General features: G+C 70.0%; 16 protein-coding genes. 6 read left to right on the top strand and 10 right to left on the bottom strand.

What is annotated here, in order from left to right; genetic code table 11:
- Nucleotides 1-86 precede the first annotated feature (86 nt).
- The gene (locus Aut01nite_RS24990; protein ID WP_043522387.1) at nucleotides 87-1,721 is read right to left on the bottom strand and encodes a sensor histidine kinase; all 1,635 of its coding nucleotides are present in this window, start codon (nucleotides 1,719-1,721) and stop codon (nucleotides 87-89) included.
- Nucleotides 1,722-1,792: 71 nt separating this feature from the next.
- Nucleotides 1,793-2,221 carry a response regulator gene (locus Aut01nite_RS24985; protein WP_043522386.1) on the bottom strand — a complete coding sequence of 143 codons (429 nt, stop codon included), beginning with the start codon at nucleotides 2,219-2,221 and terminating at the stop codon, nucleotides 1,793-1,795.
- A 221-nt stretch (nucleotides 2,222-2,442) separates the two neighbouring features.
- Between Aut01nite_RS24985 and Aut01nite_RS24980 the strand changes: the two genes are divergently transcribed.
- Nucleotides 2,443-2,877, top strand: a complete 435-nt coding sequence (locus Aut01nite_RS24980; protein WP_152628476.1) for a hypothetical protein — start codon at nucleotides 2,443-2,445, stop codon at nucleotides 2,875-2,877.
- Nucleotides 2,874-3,191, top strand: coding sequence for a transcriptional regulator (locus Aut01nite_RS24975; protein ID WP_043522383.1), 318 nt, complete (start codon nucleotides 2,874-2,876; stop codon nucleotides 3,189-3,191). Before Aut01nite_RS24980 ends, Aut01nite_RS24975 begins: the two co-directional genes overlap by 4 nt.
- Nucleotides 3,192-3,314: 123 nt before the next feature.
- Here Aut01nite_RS24975 and Aut01nite_RS24970 read toward each other — a convergent pair whose 3' ends face one another.
- From Aut01nite_RS24970 to Aut01nite_RS24935, 8 genes are all read right to left on the bottom strand, one after another.
- Nucleotides 3,315-4,697, bottom strand: a complete 1,383-nt coding sequence (locus tag Aut01nite_RS24970) for an aspartate aminotransferase family protein (protein WP_043522382.1) — start codon at nucleotides 4,695-4,697, stop codon at nucleotides 3,315-3,317.
- Nucleotides 4,698-4,834: 137 nt separating this feature from the next.
- On the bottom strand, nucleotides 4,835-5,626 hold the full coding sequence (locus tag Aut01nite_RS24965; protein WP_043522381.1) for an ABC transporter permease: 792 nt from the start codon (nucleotides 5,624-5,626) through the stop codon (nucleotides 4,835-4,837).
- Complete coding sequence (locus Aut01nite_RS24960) at nucleotides 5,623-6,486, bottom strand: ABC transporter permease (RefSeq protein ID WP_043522380.1); 864 nt, start codon at nucleotides 6,484-6,486, stop codon at nucleotides 5,623-5,625. The genes Aut01nite_RS24965 and Aut01nite_RS24960 overlap by 4 nt, the downstream gene beginning before the upstream one ends.
- A 5-nt stretch (nucleotides 6,487-6,491) precedes the next feature.
- Nucleotides 6,492-7,700: a polyamine ABC transporter substrate-binding protein gene (locus tag Aut01nite_RS24955; RefSeq protein ID WP_236642503.1), complete on the bottom strand. Its 1,209-nt coding sequence runs from the start codon at nucleotides 7,698-7,700 to the stop codon at nucleotides 6,492-6,494.
- Between the two features lie 41 nt (nucleotides 7,701-7,741).
- Nucleotides 7,742-8,866, bottom strand: coding sequence for an ABC transporter ATP-binding protein (locus tag Aut01nite_RS24950; protein ID WP_043522377.1), 1,125 nt, complete (start codon nucleotides 8,864-8,866; stop codon nucleotides 7,742-7,744).
- Nucleotides 8,867-8,911: 45 nt separating this feature from the next.
- Nucleotides 8,912-10,327, bottom strand: a complete 1,416-nt coding sequence (locus Aut01nite_RS24945; RefSeq protein WP_083998489.1) for a gamma-aminobutyraldehyde dehydrogenase — start codon at nucleotides 10,325-10,327, stop codon at nucleotides 8,912-8,914.
- A 174-nt stretch (nucleotides 10,328-10,501) separates the two neighbouring features.
- On the bottom strand, nucleotides 10,502-11,842 hold the full coding sequence (locus Aut01nite_RS24940; RefSeq protein ID WP_083998488.1) for an aspartate aminotransferase family protein: 1,341 nt from the start codon (nucleotides 11,840-11,842) through the stop codon (nucleotides 10,502-10,504).
- An 11-nt stretch (nucleotides 11,843-11,853) separates the two neighbouring features.
- Nucleotides 11,854-13,338, bottom strand: coding sequence for a CoA-acylating methylmalonate-semialdehyde dehydrogenase (locus Aut01nite_RS24935; protein ID WP_043522373.1), 1,485 nt, complete (start codon nucleotides 13,336-13,338; stop codon nucleotides 11,854-11,856).
- Nucleotides 13,339-13,396: 58 nt separating this feature from the next.
- Between Aut01nite_RS24935 and Aut01nite_RS24930 the strand changes: the two genes are divergently transcribed.
- Genes Aut01nite_RS24930 through Aut01nite_RS24915 form a run of 4 tightly spaced genes read left to right on the top strand, consistent with a single transcriptional unit; the run spans nucleotide 13,397 to nucleotide 16,756 of the window.
- Nucleotides 13,397-14,731: an aminotransferase class I/II-fold pyridoxal phosphate-dependent enzyme gene (locus tag Aut01nite_RS24930; RefSeq protein ID WP_043522371.1), complete on the top strand. Its 1,335-nt coding sequence runs from the start codon at nucleotides 13,397-13,399 to the stop codon at nucleotides 14,729-14,731.
- 47 nt (nucleotides 14,732-14,778) lie between these two features.
- Entirely contained in the window at nucleotides 14,779-15,369 is a 591-nt protein-coding gene (locus tag Aut01nite_RS24925; protein ID WP_043522369.1) for a Uma2 family endonuclease, read from the top strand.
- A 12-nt stretch (nucleotides 15,370-15,381) separates the two neighbouring features.
- Nucleotides 15,382-16,101 (top strand): Uma2 family endonuclease, encoded by a 720-nt coding sequence (locus Aut01nite_RS24920; protein ID WP_043522367.1) that lies wholly within the window; start codon nucleotides 15,382-15,384, stop codon nucleotides 16,099-16,101.
- Between the two features lie 10 nt (nucleotides 16,102-16,111).
- Nucleotides 16,112-16,756 (top strand): hypothetical protein, encoded by a 645-nt coding sequence (locus Aut01nite_RS24915; protein ID WP_043522366.1) that lies wholly within the window; start codon nucleotides 16,112-16,114, stop codon nucleotides 16,754-16,756.
- Nucleotides 16,757-16,787: the final 31 nt, after the last annotated feature.

The following is a 16,787-nucleotide window of genomic DNA, read 5'->3' as shown; positions in this document are numbered from 1 at the left end:
CGGGGGTCAGGGCGGCACGCCGGGGGTCAGGGCGGCACGCCGGGGGTCAGGGCGGCACGCCGGGGGTCAGGGCGGCACGCCGGGGGTCAGGGCGGTGGGCCGGCCAGGGGCAGGCGGACGCGGACGATCGTGCCGGACGGCTTGTTGTCGGCCAGCGTGATCGTGCCGCCGTGCAGCAGCACGATCGCCCGGGCCAGGCTCAGGCCCAGCCCGCTGCCGGGGGTGCCCTGGTGACGGACGTTGCTGCCGCGGAAGAACCGGTCGAAGACGCGGGGCCGTTCGTCCGGAGGGGTGCCGATGCCGCCGTCGGCGATGCACAGGTCGGCCATGGACTCGTCGGCGCGCAGCGTGATGTGCACGGGCGAGCCCGGCGGGCTGTAGCGGACCGCGTTGGACAGCAGGTCGTCGACGACCTGCCGCAGCCGGGCGATGTCGCCGGGCAGGTGCAGCCGGGCCGGCAGCTCGGTGACGAGGGTGAGCCGGCCGCCGCCGTGCCGCAGGCGGGTCACCGCGTCGGCGACCAGCGCGGCCAGGTCGACGTCGGCGACGTCCAGGGCGAGGTGCCCGGCGTCCAGGCCGGCCAGGTCGAGCAGGGTGTCGGCGATCTGCTGCAGCGCGCCGGCGTTGCGGGCGATCACCTGGGCCATCTGCGCGCAGTCCGCGTCGTGGCCGGCGCATTCGTCGGCGAGCAGGGTGGCGTTCGCGGTGATCGCGGTCAGCGGGGTCCGCAACTCGTGCCCGACCAGGTCCACGAAGTCGCCCTGGGCGCGGGCGAGCTGGCGGGACAGCTCCTCGGCGCGGCGTTGCGCCACGAAGATCCCGACCTGCGCGGCCACCCCGTTGAGCAGGACGGTGAGCAGGTCGGGCTCGTACTCCTGGGTGCCGGCGTAGCAGGTCAGCACGCCGAGGAGGGTGCCGCCGTCGCGGACCGGGACGGCCAGCGCGGTGCGCACCCCGCGGCGCAGGCAGATCTCCACCCGCTCCCGCTCGTGGGCGGTCCGCAGGTCGGCGCTGCGTCCCAGGTCGGGCACCCAGATGGGCCGCCCGCTCTCCCACACCCGCCCGGTGATCCCCTGCCCGCGCACCGGGGTGTGACCGAAGAACTCGTCCGGCTCGAGCCCTGAGGAGTCCCAGTGCCCGGCCGGCAGCAGCAGCCCGGAGGCGTGGTCGATCAGGTACAGCTCCGCGGACGGCCAGCCGAGCGTGGCGGTCACCGCGCGCAGCACCTCCGGGGTGGCCTCGGCGATGGAGCCGGACTTCTTCAGCACGTGCTCGACGGCGATGTGGCAGTTGCGGAACCGCTCGACCCGGCGCATCGCGGTGACCTCGTGAGCGACGGAGACCGCGCCGGCCACCGCGCCGCCGGGATCGCGGATCGGCTGGGCCCGGGTGTCGAAGACCCGCAGCCGGTGGCCGGGGCGGCGCAGCAGCACGTCCTCGGAGTCCACGTGCTCGCCGTGCAGGGCGCGCAGCAGCGGGCTCTCGGCGCGGGTCATCGGCCGCAGGTCGGGGGTGGTCAGGTGCCGGAACGCCGCCCGCTCGAAGTCCGCCGGCAGCGGGCCGTCCGGCTCGACCCCGGCGAGCTCGCGCATCGCCCGGTTGGCGAACACCACCCGGCCGTCACCGTCACAGGCGATGACGGCGGCATCCATGCTCTCCAGCAGCGCGCCGAGGAAGGCGCCGTTGTCCAGAGCGGCCGCCGCCTCTCCCAGCACCACCATGACCCGCCCGATTCTCCCGACCGAGGCCCGTGGTCACGGGCTTCCTGGTCGCATACCCAATTTCGTATTATTCATACTGAAACCGGCATGTCGGCGGGGCATCGATTATCCGCCGGATCGTGGTCGTGCGGGCCGATCGTCACCAGTTCGTCCATGGTCGCGAGCAGCTGATCGTTGGGGCACGGCTTGAGCAGGATGGCGCAGACCCGCGCGGATCCGGCCCGGGGATCACCCGGGCGCAGGTGGCCGCTGAGGATCGCCACGGGCAGCCTCCGGATGTCGTCGTCGGGATGGTTCCGGATCGCGTCGATCAGCTCCCAGCCGTCCATGATCGGCATACCCAAGTCGGTGAGGACGACATCCGGCCGGTGCTCGACGACCGCCTCGAACGCCGCCCGGCCGTCCGGGGCGCGCAGCACGGTGATCCCGGCACGCTTGAACACCCGGGCCAGCACCAGCGCGATGTCCTCGTCGTCCTCTGCAATCAGCAAAACGGCCATATCAGCTCCGTCGGAAGGTCCGTCTTCCCAGCATGCGCCAGCGCGGCACGAGCCGGGGCGAATACCGGAACAACCACCCTCGCCGATATGCCGCCGCGGGTGACCCGCATCAGCCGCATCCCGGACGGTTGGCCGCGAGCCGCCCATGACTCTTGCCCAGGAGGAAAATATCGACTACGTTTTCCTCCTGGGCAAGAGTTGCCAAGAAGGAAGGAATGGGCATGGACGCCACCGAGGCCTCGAACGCTCTCACCGAGATCCAGCAGCGCACCCGACAGACCCTGCGCCAGGGCAGCCCTCGCCTTCCCTGGTGGTACACCTTCGGATCCGCGGCCGCCGTGGCGGCCCTGGGCGCCGGCCAGGACCTCACCGGCCGGTTCGGGACCGCGGTGTTCATCGGCGCCGGCCTGGCCCTGGTCGGCCTGGCCTTCGCCCTGGAGCGCTTCACCGGCGTCCGGCTGCGGATGCGGGTGATGCGCTGGAGTCCGCTCATCCTGTTCGGCGCCGCCGTCATGGGCACGGCGATCGCCGTCGGCACTCCGCTGCGGCTCTACGACGTGCCCGCCGACGCGACGATCGCCGGCATCGCGTCCGCCGTGGTCTGGGCCGCCACCATCAACCGCTGCCAGGCCGCCGCCATCCGGGAACGGGCATGACCGACGCCCAGCCGCCCGGCTTCAACGAGCTGCTGCACTCCCCGGTCCGGTTGTCGCTGGCCGCCCTGCTCGCTCCCGCCGTGTTCGTGGAGTTCAGCTTCCTGCGCGAGGCCACCGGGCTCAGCGACTCCGCCCTGAGCAAACAGCTCACCGCCTTGCAGGACGCCGGCTACGTCGAGATCCGCCGCACCGGCCGCCGCGCCAACGCCCGGCTGACCGACACCGGCCGCCACGCGCTCAACCAGCACGCCCAGGCCCTCCGCGCCCTGCTCGGTGACGCCCTCGATCCCGTCCCGGCAGACCGGCCCGAATGACGGATCCGCCCTCGCCGTTCACTCTCGGCTGGCTGTCACGGCTGTCTCAGCGGCGCTGAGACAGCCGTGACAACCAGTTGGGGCTGGACCGGAACCGCGGTGACCGCCGCGTGAAGGCGCTGGTCAGAGGCGGTTCTGGGCCTCGGTGAGGACCGAGCGCAGGATCTGCTCGATCTCGGCGAACTGGGCCTCGGTGGCGGTCAGCGGCGGGGCCAGCTGGATGACCGGGTCGCCGCGGTCGTCGGCACGGCAGTAGAGGCCGGCGTCGAAGAGAGCGTTGGAGAGGAAGCCGCGGAGCAGGCGCTCGGACTCGTCGGCGTCGAAGGTGGCCTTGGTGGCCTTGTCCTTGACCATCTCGATGCCGAAGAAGTAGCCGTCGCCGCGGACGTCGCCGACGATCGGCAGATCGAGCAGCTTCTCCAGGTAGGACCGGAAGAGCGGGCTGTTGTCGCGGACGTGCTGGTTGAGGCCCTCGCGTTCCATGATGTCCAGGTTGGCGAGGGCGACCGCGGAGCCGACGGGATGGCCGCCGTAGGTGATGCCGTGGGCGAACCAGTTGGCGCCGGTGAGGAACGGCTCGGCCAGCCGGTCGGAGGCGATCATCGCGCCGAGCGGGACGTACCCGGAGGTGAGGCCCTTGGCGACGGTGATGATGTCGGGCTGGTATCCGTAGCGGTCGGCGCCGAACCACTCGCCGAGACGGCCGAAGGCGCAGATCACCTCGTCGGAGACGAGCAGCACGTCGTAGCGGTCGCAGATCTCCCGGACCCGCTGGAAGTAGCCGGGCGGCGGCGGGAAGCAGCCACCGGCGTTCTGCACCGGCTCCAGGTAGACGGCGGCGACCGTGTCCGGGCCCTCGAACTCGATCATCTCGGCGATCCGGTCGGCGGCCCAGATCCCGAACCGCTCCGGCGTCATGCTCTCGTCGGGACGACGGTAGTAGTTGGTGTTCGGCACTCGCATCGCCGACGGGACGAGAGGCTCGAAGTCCTGCTTGAACGGCGGGATGCCGGTGATCGACAGAGCGCCCATCGAACTGCCGTGGTACGCGACGGCCCGGGAGACGACCTTGGTCTTGAGCGGTTTGCCGGTGCGCTTGAAGTAGGAGCGGGCCAGCTTCCACGCGCTCTCGACGGCCTCGGAGCCACCGGTGGTGAAGAAGACCCGGTTGAGGTCGCCGGGGGCCATGCTCGCCAGGCGGCCGGCCAGCTCGATCGCCTTCGGGTGGGCGTAGGACCAGATCGGGAAGTACGCCAGCTCGCCCGCCTGCTTGGCGGCGGCCTCGGCCAGCTCCTGACGGCCGTGGCCGGTCTGCACCACGAAAAGCGCGGAGAGGCCGTCGAGGTAGCGGCGGCCGGTGGAGTCCCAGACGTAACAGCCGTCGCCACGGGTGATCACCGGGACGGGGGCGCCCTGATAGGCGGAGAGCCGGGTGAAGTGCATCCAGAGGTGGTCACGGGCGGTGGCGGACAACTCTTCCACGTCGGCCGGGGTTCGGTCGCTCACGGGTATCTCTCCCACTTTCCAGAGGTGGAAATGATCCTGCCCACGGAATCCGTTGCACACAAGACCCTGGGCAACCCTTTCCGCATGAAAAAGGCCCGGCAGCCGATGCCGGGCCTTCCTCGTCGAAAGCGGGTGGGTCACCCCTTCTTCGACCGGGACCGCAGGTTGGCGATCACCGCGAACAGCACGCCCGCCGCGAAGATCATCGTGCCCATCACGTTGACCTGTGGCGGCAGGCCGACCCGGGTGGCGCCCCAGATCCACAGCGGGAACGTCTGCGTGGTGCCCGCGGTGAAGTTGGTGATCACGAAGTCGTCGATGGAGAGCGCGAACGCGAGCATCACCCCGGACATGACGGCCGGCAGGATGATCGGGAAGATCACCTTCCAGAAGGTGGTCCAGCCGCTCGCGCCGAGGTCGGCCGCCGCCTCCTCCAGGGACCGGTCCAGGGTCATCACCCGGGCCCGGACCACGATCGCGACGAACGACACCGAGAACATCACATGGGCGATCGTGATGGTGGTGACGCCGGGGCTGATCCCCACCGACACGAACATGCTCAGCAGCGACGAGCCCATCACCAGCTCGGGCGAGGAGATCGCGGCGAACATCAGCAGGTTGAGGCCGCCGGACCCGCGGAACCGGAAACGGCCCAGGGCGTACCCGATACCGGTGCCCAGCGCCCCGGCGATCAGCGCGGTGAGCACCGCGATCAGCAGCGACACCACCAGGGCGTCGGTGAGTGCGTCCAGGGCGAAGACGTCCCGGTACCACTTGAGCGTGAAGCCCTGCCAGGTCTGGTTGTACCGCCCGCTCGGGTCGTTGAAGCCGAACAGGATCATCACCCCGATCGGGAGGATGAGCCAGGCGATCAGCAGCCAGGTGTAGGCGTGCAGGACGCGCGCCCCGTTGATCCGCAGCGCGCTCATCGGGCGGCCACCTTCATGACGTCCTCCGTGCCCAGCGCGCGGGCATAGGTGAAGACGCCGATCAGCAGCACCGCCATCAGGGTGAAGGACAGCGCCGACGCCGACGGGTAGTCGGAGTTCTGGAGGAACTTCGCCTGGATGACCTGGCCGATCATGGTCGTCTCAGAGCTGCCGAGCAGTTCCGAGTTGACGTAGTCGGAGCTGGCCGGCACGAAGGTCATCAGCACGCCCGCGAACACGCCTGGCAGCGCCAGCGGGAAGACGACCTTGCGGAACGACGTCATCGGGGAGGCGTACAGATCCCGGGCCGCCTCGACGACCCGCGGGTCGATGCGTTCCAGGGCCACGTAGATCGGCAGCACCATGAACGGCAGGAAGCTGTACACCAACCCGGCGACGACCGCGGTCGAGGTGCCGAGCACCTGGAAGTCGTCCGGGAGCAGCCCGGCCTCCTTCAGCGGATGGAACAGCACGCCGTCGTCGGTGAGCAGCATCCGCCAGGAGATGGTGCGCAGGACGAACGACACGAAGAACGGCAGCATGATCAGGAAGAGGTAGGTCGCCTTCCGCTTGCCCCCGTAGAAGGCGATCCAGTAAGCGACCGGAAACGACAGCGCGATCAGGACGATCGACGTGACGGCGCCGTACACCAGCGAGCGGATCAACTGGGTCTGATAGTCGGCGAGCGACTCGGTGTAGTTCTGCCAGTGGCCCGTGAAGACGAACCCGTTGACGATGTCGCCCTCCTGCAGCGACAGCGACAACATGGTGGCCATCGGCACCGCGAAGAACAGCAGCAGCCACAGCCCGCCGGGGAGCACCAGCAGGTAGGGCGCGAGTGTACGTTTCACCCGGTCCATACGTTCTACCCCAGCACGATCGGTTGGAACACCCGCTCGAAGTCGTTCTTCTCCTCGGCGGTGTCGAAGTTGACGTAGTAGTGCAGCCGCTTGTACTCGGCCTCCCCCGGGAAGACCAGCGGGCTGTCCGCCACCGCGTTCAGGAACGCCTGGTCCTCGCCGGTCGCCGTGGCCGCGTGCTTCTTCATCTGGGCCTGCGCGGCGGGCACCGGGCACACGTAGTTGATGTACTCGGCGAGCGTGGTGGCGTTCTCCAGTTCGTACAGGAAGTCCATCATCATGATCGCGTCGACCGGGTTCTCCGCGGTGACCGGGATCGCCATGTTGTCGGTCCAGATCGTGCCGCCGTCCTCCGGGATCACGAACTTGTAGTTCGTGCCGTCGGAGACGTTCTTCTGGAAGACGTCACCGGACCACGCCATGGTGATCCAGACCTCGCCCTTGCCGAGCGCGTCGATGTAGTTCTGCTCGTAGTAGTTGCGGACGATGCCGGCGTCCTTCTGCTCCTTGAGCTTGGCCGCCGCCTGCTTCCACCCCGTCTCGTCCGACTTGGCGGGGTCCAGGCCCGCCGCGAGCAGGCCGAAGTTGCCCAGCTCCTGCAGGTCGCGCATCATGCCGACCCGGCCCTTGTACTTCGGGTTCCACAGGTCGGCGATCTTGGTGATCGGCTCTTTGATCTTGGTCGGGTCGTACGCGATGCCGGTGATGCCGGAGGTGTACGGGATGCTGAACACGTTGCCCGGGTCGTACGCGCTGGTGGCGTACGACTTGGCCGCGTTGGCGGCGTAGTTGGGCAGCTTGGAGTGGTCCAGCGGTGCCAGGAAGCCGGAGTCGCGGAACTGGCCGAACTGGATCGAGTTGGTGACGACCATCAGGTCGTACCCGATCGACTGCCCGGCGGACAGCTGCGGCTGCACCTTCGCGAACCAGGGGCCCATCTCGGCGATGACCTCCTGGTAGTTCACCTGGATGCCGGTCTTCTTGGTGAACGCCTTCAGCTCGGGATGCTTCGGGTCCATGTAGAGCGGCCAGTTGGCGAAGTTCAGCTTGCCGTTCTGCGTCTTGCCGCCCCAGAACTTGGCGACCGCGTCGGGCGCCACGCTGGCCTGCGGCTTGCCCTTGCCCTCGACGCCGCACGCGGCGAGGAACGCGCCCATCGCCGACAACCCGCCGAGGCGCAGCGCCTCGCGGCGCCCGAGCCGCGACTGCGTCATGCCCCGCAGGAGGGAGGGGTTCGGCTTGTTGGTCGGGAACATCAGACTCCGATCGGGTACGAATGCTGTGGGGCCCAAGTGAGGTAGACGCGCTCACCGCGAGTCGCGACGTCCTCTGCATCGTGCGCATTCTGATCGAACACCACGAAATCTGTTCCAGCGGATGTCGCCACTGTGTAATTCGTCGACGTCCCGTGGTAAACGACCTCGGTGACGATTCCGGAGAGCAGGCTGCCGGTGACGTTCGCGGGCATCGCCCGGTGCAGGTCGATCTTCTCCGGACGGACCGAGATCTCCAGGTCACGCCCCACTTCCACACCGGCCGGGACGGGCACCACGACTCGCTCGCCGGGACCCTTCTCGAGCACCGCGTACCCCTGCTCGGACCAGCTGACGTGTCCGTCGACGAGGTTCGAGGTGCCGATGAAGCCGGCCACGAACCGGGTCGCCGGGCGCTCGTAGATGTCCCGCGGCGAGCCGAGCTGCTCGATACGGCCGTTGTTCATCACCGCGATCCGGTCACTCATGGTGAGCGCCTCGCCCTGGTCGTGGGTGACGTAGACGAAGGTGATGCCGACCTCGCGCTGGATCCGCTTGAGCTCGATCTGCATCTGCTGGCGCAGCTTCAGGTCGAGGGCGCCGAGCGGCTCGTCCAGCAGCAGCGCCCGCGGGTGGTTGACCAGGGCCCGGGCCAGCGCGACCCGCTGCTGCTGGCCGCCGGACATCTCCTTGGGCTGCCGCTTCTCCATGCCGGTCAGCGAGACGATCTCGAGCATCTCGCCGACCCGCTTGGTGATCTCGGCCTTGGCGACCTTGCGGCGCTCCAGGCCGAAGGCCACGTTCTGCGCGACGGTCAGGTGCGGGAAGAGGGCGTACGACTGGAAGACCATGTTGACGTCGCGCTTGTTCGGCACGACGCCGGTGACGTCCCGGCCGTCGAGGAACACCTTGCCCTCGGTCGGATCCTCGAAGCCGGCGATCATCCGCATGGTGGTGGTCTTGCCGCAGCCGGACGGTCCGAGCAGCGAGAAGAACTCCCCCTGTCCGATCGCCAGATCCAGACTCCGCACGGCGGGAACCGCCTCACCGTGCGACACGTAGTCCTTGCGCACGCTGACGAACTCGATCGCCGCCTGAGTCGGCGGCGTAGGGGGAGAAGTGGTCATCTATCACCTCGAACGGGGCGTCGCAGCATGTGGGGTGGCGCAAGATCAGCCAGTGAAGCTCATCACGTGCTTGATCCGGGTGTACTCCTCGAATCCGTACATGGAAAGGTCCTTGCCGTAGCCGGAGTGACCGTAACCGCCGTGCGGCATCTCGGAGACGAAGGGTAGGTGCGTGTTGATCCAGACCGCGCCGAAATCGAGACGGCGGGAGACCCGCATCGCCCGGCCGTGGTTCTCGGTCCAGACGCTGGCGCTCAACCCGAACCGGACGTCGTTGGCCCAGCGCACGGCCTGAGCCTCGTCGACGAAGCTCTGCACCGTGACGACCGGCCCGAACACCTCGTCCTGGATCATCTCGTCCTGCTGGCGAAGGCCGGTGACGACGGTCGGCTCGAAGAAGTAACCATGATCACCGACGCGGCGCCCGCCGGCCACCACCTCGGCGTGCGCCGGGGTCCGGTCCAGGAAACCGGTGATCCGGTCCAGCTGGCCGACGTTGTTCACCGGGCCGAGGAACGCCGCGGTGTCCGACGGCGGCCCGACCCGGGTGGCCTTCGCCGCCGCGGCGAGCGCGGCGGTGAAGTCCGCGGCGATCCCCTCGTGCACCAGCACCCGGGTGGCGGCGGTGCAGTCCTGGCCGGCGTTGAAGAACCCGGCGCCGGCGATCGCGGCCGCGGTGGCGGCGATGTCGACGTCGTCGAAGACCACCACCGGGGCCTTGCCGCCGAGCTCCAGGTGGACGCGCTTGAGGTCGGGGGCGGCCGCCTTGGCGACCTCCATGCCGGCCCGGGTCGAACCGGTGATCGAGACGAACTGCGGGACCGGGTGCGCGACCAGGGCGCGGCCGGTGTCCCGGTCGCCGCAGACCACGTTGAGCACGCCGGGCGGCAGGAACTCGGCGGCGATCTCGGCGAGCAGCAGGGTGCTCACCGGAGTGGTGTCCGACGGCTTGAGGACGACCGCGTTGCCGGCCGCGATCGCCGGGGCGAACTTCCACACACCCATCACCATCGGATAGTTCCACGGGGTGATCTGCGCGCAGACGCCGATCGGCTCACGGCGTACGAAGGAGGTGTGGTCGCGCAGGTACTCCCCCGCGGACTTGCCCTCCAGCACCCGGGCCGCCCCGGCGAAGAACCGCAGCTCGTCCAGAATCGGGCCCATCTCCTCGGCCCGGGTGGCCGCGACCGGCTTGCCGGTGTTGCGGACCTCGGCGGCGACGATCTCGTCGGCCCGGGCCTCGATCGCGTCGGCGATGCGCAGCAGTGCCCGCTGCCGCTCGGCCGGGGTGCTGTCCCGCCAGATCTCGAAGCCCCGCTCGGCGGCCTCGACCGCCGACTCGACGTCACGCCCCGAGGAGACCGGCGCGTGCGCGTAGGTCTCTCCGGTGCTGGGGTCGATCACCGGGGACGTGAGGCCGTCCTCGGTGTCGCGGTAGGACCCGGCGACGAAATTGCGCAGCACGGGAAGGGTTGTGCTCACAGGGAATCTGGCCTTCCGGTCAGGGGCTTCTCACCCGGACTGGAGGGACCTTGTCACACCATCGAGTGAGTCAGCAAGGGAATCCGAAGTAATTTCCAAAGCCGAAACGGAATCAGAAGATCCAATCCCGTTTCAGCGACGTAATCCGGGGTTTTAGGCGGTGTAGAAGCCGTCGGCGACGGTGAGGGCCTCGTCCAGGATCGCGAGGCCCTCGCGAAGCTCGGCCTCGGTGATCGTGCACGGGGGCACCACGTGCAGCCGGTTGAAGTGGACGAACGGCCAGAGACCGCGCTCCTTGCAGGCGGCGGCGACCGCGTTCATCGGCGCGGCCGCGGGGCCGGCGGCGTTGAACGGTACCAAAGGTGTCCTCGCCTCCCGATCGGTGACCAGCTCGATCGCCCAGAACACGCCCAGTCCGCGGACCTCGCCGACACTCGGGTGCTTCTCCGCCAGAATGGCCAGCTCCGGGCCGATGACGTCCTCGCCGAGCGCGCGGGCGTGCTCGACGATTCCCTCCTCCTTGAAGATCTGCATGCTGGCCACCGCCGACGCGCACGCCAGCGGATGACCGGAGTAGGTGAGGCCGCCCGGGAACGGGCGCTCCCGGAACGTCTCGGCGATCTCGTCGGCGATGACCACGCCGCCCAGCGGCAGATAGCCCGAGTTCACTCCCTTGGCGAAGGTGATCAGGTCGGGGGTCACACCCCAGTGGTCGATCGCGAACCACTCGCCGCAGCGGCCGAACCCGGCCATCACCTCGTCGGCGATGAACACGATGCCGAACTCGTCGCAGATCTCCCGCACGCCCGCCAGGTAACCGGGCGGCGGGACCAGGATGCCGTTGGTACCGACCACAGTCTCGATCAGGATCGCGGCGATGGTGGCCGGGCCCTCGAAGACGACGGTGTCGCGCAGATGCGCCAGCGCCCGCCGCGTCTCCTGCTCCGGCGAATCGGAGTGGAACGGGGACCGGTACGGGTACGGCCCCCAGAAGTGCACGACGCCGATCGCGACCGGCTCGTTCGGCCAGCGCCGCGGGTCGCCGGTCGCGGTGATCGCGGTGGCGGTCGAGCCGTGATAGCTGCGGTAGGTGGAGAGCACCTTGTGCCGGCCGGTGTGCAGCCGGGCCATCCGGATCGCGTTCTCGTTGGCCTCGGCGCCGCCGTTGGTGAAGAACACCTTGTTCAGGCCGTCCGGGGCGATCTCGGCGATCATCCGGGCCGCCTCGCCGCGCTTGTCGTTGGCGAACGCCGGCTGGATGGTGCAGAGCTTCGCGGCCTGCTCCTGGATGGCGGCGACCAGGCGCGGGTGCTGATGGCCGATGTTGATGTTGACGAGCTGCGAGGAGAAGTCCAGGTACCTGCGCCCCTGGTAGTCCCAGAAGTGGCTGCCCAGCGCCCGCTCGATCGGCAACGGGTCGATCAGCCCCTGCGCCGACCAGGAGTGGAAGACGTGCGCGCGGTCGTCCGCGCGCACCTGCGATTCACTACTCACGATGGTGCTCCTCACCGGGTCTGCGGGAAGCCGAGGTCGATCGACGACGTGCCCGGGTCCGGCCAGCGGGACGTGACGACCTTGCTGCGGGTGAAGAAGTGGATGCCGTCCGGGCCGTACATGTGGGTGTCGCCGAACAGCGACGCCTTCCAGCCACCGAACGAGTAGTAGGCGACCGGGACCGGGATCGGCACGTTCACGCCGACCATGCCGGCGTTCACGTCGAACTGGAACTGCCGGGCCGCGCCGCCGTCCCGGGTGAAGATCGCGGTGCCGTTGCCGTACTCGTTGTCGTTGACCAGCCGCACGGCCTCGGCGTAGGTGCCGACGCGGACGACGCTGAGCACCGGGCCGAAGATCTCGTCGGTGTAGACGGTCATCTCCGGCGTGACGTTGTCGAGCAGCGTCGCGCCGAGGAAGAACCCGGGCTTCTCCGCGATGTCGCGGCCGTCCGTGATCACCGTCGCGCCCGCCTCGGCGCCGGCCTCGATGTAGCCGGCCACCTTGTCCCGGTGCTGGGCGGAGATCAGCGGGCCCATCTCGGACTCCGGATCCGTACCGTCGCCGACCTTGATCTTCGGGATGCGGGCCGCGATCGCCTCGACCAGCGGGTCGGCGATCTCACCGACCGCGACCACCACGGAGATCGCCATGCAGCGCTCGCCGGCCGCGCCGTACCCCGCGCTGATCGCCGCGTCGGCGGCCGCGTCCAGCTCGGCGTCCGGCAGCACGATCATGTGGTTCTTCGCGCCGCCGAGAGCCTGCACCCGCTTGCCGTGCGCGGTGCCGGTCTCGTAGATGTACTTCGCGATCGGGGTCGAGCCGACGAAGCTGACCGCCGCGACGTCCGGGTGCACCAGGAGCGCGTCGACCGCCTCCTTGTCGCCGTTGACCACGGTGAACACGCCGTCCGGCAAGCCCGCCTCACGCCACAGCCGGGCCAGCCAGAGCGCGGCCGACGGGTCCTTCTCGCTGGGCTTGAGCACGAACGCGTTGCCCGCGGCGATCGCGGTGGCGCACATCCACAGCGGCACCATCGCCGGGAAGTTGAACGGGGTGACGCCGGCGACCACGCCGAGCGGCTGGCGGATCGAGTAGACGTCCACACCGGTGGCGGCCTGCTCGGAGAACGAGCCCTTCATCAGGTGCGGGATGCCGGTGGCGAACTCCACGTTCTCGAGGCCGCGGGCGATCTCGCCGGCCGCGTCGGCGAGCACCTTGCCGTGCTCGCGGGTGACGATCGCGGCCAGCTCGCCGCTGCGCGCCGCGAGCAGCTCACGGAACGTGAACAGGACCGCGGAACGCTTGGACAGGCTCGCCGCACGCCACGACCTCGCCGCCTCCCTCGCGGCGGCGACGGCGGTGGCGACCTCGGCGGCCGAGGCCAGATCGACCTCGGCGATCCGCTCGCCGGTGGCGGGGTTGAAGACCGGGGCGGTCCGGCCGGACGTGCCGGCGGTCTCGGCGCCGCCGATCCAGTGCGCGATGTGACTCATACGGCGAGGTTATGTGACAGCACTAGACCGAACAATGCTCCGATTGTACTGTCACATAATGTTCTACCCGGCCGTCATGGACCGCCTCACCGAACCCAGCGCCCGCGGACTCGCCGAGGCGGTGAGCCGTGCGGTCGGCGACGGCGCCCTGCCCGGCGGCACCCGGCTCCCGCCGGTCCGCGCCGTCGCGGCCGAGCTGCACCTCTCCCCCACCACGGTCAACGCGGCGTGGCAGCTGCTGCGCCGGGCCGGCACCATCCGCACGGACGGCCGGCGCGGCACGGTCGTCGCCACCCCCGGCACCGGCGGGCCGGGGCGCTACCGGGCCGCCCTGCGGCAGACCTCCGGGTTCGGGCTGGACCTGTCCACCGGAGTGCCGGACCCGCGGCTCCTCCCGCCGGTCCCGGCACTGCACGGCCTGTCACCGGCGCCCAGCAGCTACCTCGACGAGCCGGTGCTGCCCGCGCTCGGAGCGCTGCTGCGGGAGCGGTGGCCGTACCCCGCGGAGCGCCTCGCGGTCTTCGACGGCGCGATGGACGCGATCGACCACGTGGCGACCGCGCTGCTGCGGCTCGGCGACCTCGCGCTGGTGGAGAACCCGTGCTTCCCGCCGCTGCTCGACCTGCTCGACACGCTCGGCGTACCGGTCATGGGTGTCGGCACCGACGCCGACGGCATGCTGCCGGACCAGCTCTCCGCCGCGCTGTCGCGGCGCCCCGCCGCGGTCTTCCTCCAGCCCCGCGCGCTCAACCCCACCGGCGCGTCGTGGTCACCGCAGCGGGCCGCCGCCCTGTCCGCCGTGCTCGCGCGGCACCCCTCGGTGTACGTGGTGGAGGACGACTCCGCCGGCGACCTCGCCTCCGGGCCACTGCTGTCGATCGGCACCCACCTCCCGCGACAGACCGTGCACGTCCGCAGTTTCTCCAAGTCGCACGGCCCCGACCTGCGGCTGGCCGCGGTGAGCGGCCCCGCGACGGTCCTCGACCCGATCCTCGAGCGGCGGCTGCTCGGCCAGGGCTGGACCAGCCGGCTGCTCCAGCGCCTGCTGCTCACCCTGCTCACCGAGCCGTCGTCGATCGCCGCGGTCGCCGCCGCCCGGGACGAGTACGCCCGCCGCCGCCACCTGATCGTCGCCGGCCTCGCCGCCGCCGGGATCGCGCTGCCGCCCGGCGAAGGGCTCAACCTGTGGCTGCCGGTCGCCGACGAGCAGGCGGCCCTGCTGAGCCTGGCCAGCGCCGGGATCGGGGCGGCGGCCGGGACGGCGTTCGCGGTCGGCCCGGGGATGCCGCCCCACCTGCGGGTGACCGTCGGCCTGGTCGCCGACGACCACACGGCGGTGGCGGAACGGCTGGCCACGGCGGCTCGGGCGGCGGCGCAGGGCATTCCACGTTGACCCTTATCAGGTTGACCAGTGACAGGTGTGCATGAGACAGTGTCCACATGAGTGCTTGTGACACTCGGCCCCTGGCCGAGGTCTCGCTGGACAGTCATCCGGGCCCCTGGAGCGAGGCCGACCTCCTCGCCCTCAGCGGCCCCCTGCATCACATCGAGCTGATCGACGGGAGTCTGTGGGTGACCCCTCGGCCCAACCGGCGCCGCAACGACATCGCGGCCGCCCTCCTCACCGCACTGCGGCCCGGCGCACAGAGCACGGGCGTGCGGGTCCGGCTCGCGGCCGGTCTGCGGCTCAGCCGCGGGCGGATCGTCTGCCCCGACCTGGTGATCGAGCGGGATTCCGGCGATCTCGACTTCGGCGACCCGGCCGGGGTCCTGCTGGCCGGCGAGGTCACCGGGCCGGGCGTCACGGCGTTCGACCGCGGGTTCAAGACGCAGCTGTACGCGGAGGCCGGGATCCCGTGGTTCCTGCTCGCCGAGCCCGACCTGGCCGATTACCGGGCGGTCACGCTGCACCTGTTCCAGCTGCGCGGAAAGCAGTATTCGCCGGTCGCCGCCGCCGCGCCCGGCGAGATCCTGACCTTCGACAGTCCCGTGCCGATGTCGCTCGACACCGGTTTCCTGATCGACTTCTGAGAGGCCACGGCAATGATTGATTCCGTTCTCGACCATTCCCAGCCATGGACGGCGGAGGAATACCTGGCCCTCGGCGAGACCTTGAGCCGGGTCGATCTGATCGACGGGGCGATCTGGTCCGGGCCGCGGGGCGAGCCGGCCCACCAGGCGGTGGTGGGTGCGCTGGTCAGCGCGATCCATCCGGCGGCCAAGGCGGCACATCTGCACGCCCTCCACTACATCAACGTCTCTCTCGGGCCGGAGACCATCCTCGGGCCGGACCTCGTCGTCGCCTCCTACCCGTCCACCTCCTCGGCCGCTTCCGTCTCGCCGGCGCCCTCCGCTTCGCCGGCCGCCGCCTCCACCACCTCCGGCTCTCCGGACGCCTCCAGCACTCTCCGAGCCTCCGGCACGTCCGGCACTCTCCGCACGTCCGGCGTGTCCGGATCCTTCGCCGACTTCGGCTTCGAGGCGGCTGAGGTCGCTCTCGTCGGGGAGGTGGTCTCCGCCAATACGGTGGCCGTCGATCGGGTGCTGCGGATGCATCTCTACGCCGCGGCCGGCATCCCGTGGTACCTGCTGGTCGAGCCGAAACTGCCCGGCTTCGGATCGGTCCGGTTGCGGCTGCTGCGCCGGAAAGGCAGCCGATATGTCGAGGCGGCGGTGGCGGTGCACGGGCAGACACTCACCGCCCGCCAACCCTTCCCGTTCGCGCTCGACACCACCAGCCTGCTTCCGGGAGCACAGCCGTAATGTCGCCGGAGTGAACGTCTACGACCTCGCTGAGCGGCTGCCCTCCATCGACGAACTGCGCAACCGGTGCCGGGCCCTCGCGACCCTGGAATTCATCCAGGGCTCCGACTACCCGTACTACACGTGGTACGACGAGGTGGCCGCGATGGACAACGGCGGCGGCGACGAATACTCGATCGTCTTCAGCGACGCCGGGGCGTTCATCCGGGTCTTCGATCACGAGTCGGCGATGTCGCCCTATGCCGCCGACGATCACGAATTGTGGCCGGGACTGCTCGACGGCCTGCCGCCCGAGTTCCTCCCGTTCACCACCGACCCCGCATTCTGTGATCACGGTGTCCTGTCCGCCACCGCCGTGCTGTGGCGGCGCACCACCGACGACCGCTGGCACGCCGGCACCGGCATCAGCTTCCCGCCGCCCCGCAGCGTCCACGACTTCAGCCCCGACGGCGCGAGCCTCCTCGCCATCCTCTGCGACGACGACCTCGCCGGCAGCTACACGGACTTCGCCGGCGACTACCACGAGGTCACCATCGACCGGGCAGCGGTCGCGCACGTCGTGGCGATGCACCCACTCACCGCCGCCGTGGCGCACGCCCTCAATCCCGACGCCGACCTCGCGGAACTCCGGGCCGCCGGTCACCTGACGGATTGAAAGCGCGACCCCGGACCCTCGCGAGCCTCAG

Origin of the sequence: Actinoplanes utahensis (genome assembly GCF_016862455.1) — a bacterium.
Taxonomy (GTDB): domain Bacteria; phylum Actinomycetota; class Actinomycetes; order Mycobacteriales; family Micromonosporaceae; genus Actinoplanes; species Actinoplanes utahensis.
The sequence above is the reverse complement of the archived record's forward strand: the minus strand, read 5'-3'. Positions and strand labels throughout refer to the sequence as shown.

Excerpts from the sequence above, each read along its gene's own strand:
- Aut01nite_RS24990 (WP_043522387.1), bottom strand. The coding sequence starts at position 1,721 with ATGGTGGTGCTGGGAGAGGCGGCGGCCGCTCTGGACAACGGCGCCTTC.
- Aut01nite_RS24985 (WP_043522386.1), bottom strand. The coding sequence starts at position 2,221 with ATGGCCGTTTTGCTGATTGCAGAGGACGACGAGGACATCGCGCTGGTG.
- Aut01nite_RS24980 (WP_152628476.1), top strand. The coding sequence starts at position 2,443 with ATGGACGCCACCGAGGCCTCGAACGCTCTCACCGAGATCCAGCAGCGC.
- Aut01nite_RS24975 (WP_043522383.1), top strand. The coding sequence starts at position 2,874 with ATGACCGACGCCCAGCCGCCCGGCTTCAACGAGCTGCTGCACTCCCCG.
- Aut01nite_RS24965 (WP_043522381.1), bottom strand. The coding sequence starts at position 5,626 with ATGAGCGCGCTGCGGATCAACGGGGCGCGCGTCCTGCACGCCTACACC.
- Aut01nite_RS24960 (WP_043522380.1), bottom strand. The coding sequence starts at position 6,486 with ATGGACCGGGTGAAACGTACACTCGCGCCCTACCTGCTGGTGCTCCCC.
- Aut01nite_RS24955 (WP_236642503.1), bottom strand. The coding sequence starts at position 7,700 with ATGACGCAGTCGCGGCTCGGGCGCCGCGAGGCGCTGCGCCTCGGCGGG.
- Aut01nite_RS24950 (WP_043522377.1), bottom strand. The coding sequence starts at position 8,866 with ATGACCACTTCTCCCCCTACGCCGCCGACTCAGGCGGCGATCGAGTTC.
- Aut01nite_RS24935 (WP_043522373.1), bottom strand. The coding sequence starts at position 13,338 with ATGAGTCACATCGCGCACTGGATCGGCGGCGCCGAGACCGCCGGCACG.
- Aut01nite_RS24930 (WP_043522371.1), top strand. The coding sequence starts at position 13,397 with ATGTTCTACCCGGCCGTCATGGACCGCCTCACCGAACCCAGCGCCCGC.
- Aut01nite_RS24925 (WP_043522369.1), top strand. The coding sequence starts at position 14,779 with ATGAGTGCTTGTGACACTCGGCCCCTGGCCGAGGTCTCGCTGGACAGT.
- Aut01nite_RS24920 (WP_043522367.1), top strand. The coding sequence starts at position 15,382 with ATGATTGATTCCGTTCTCGACCATTCCCAGCCATGGACGGCGGAGGAA.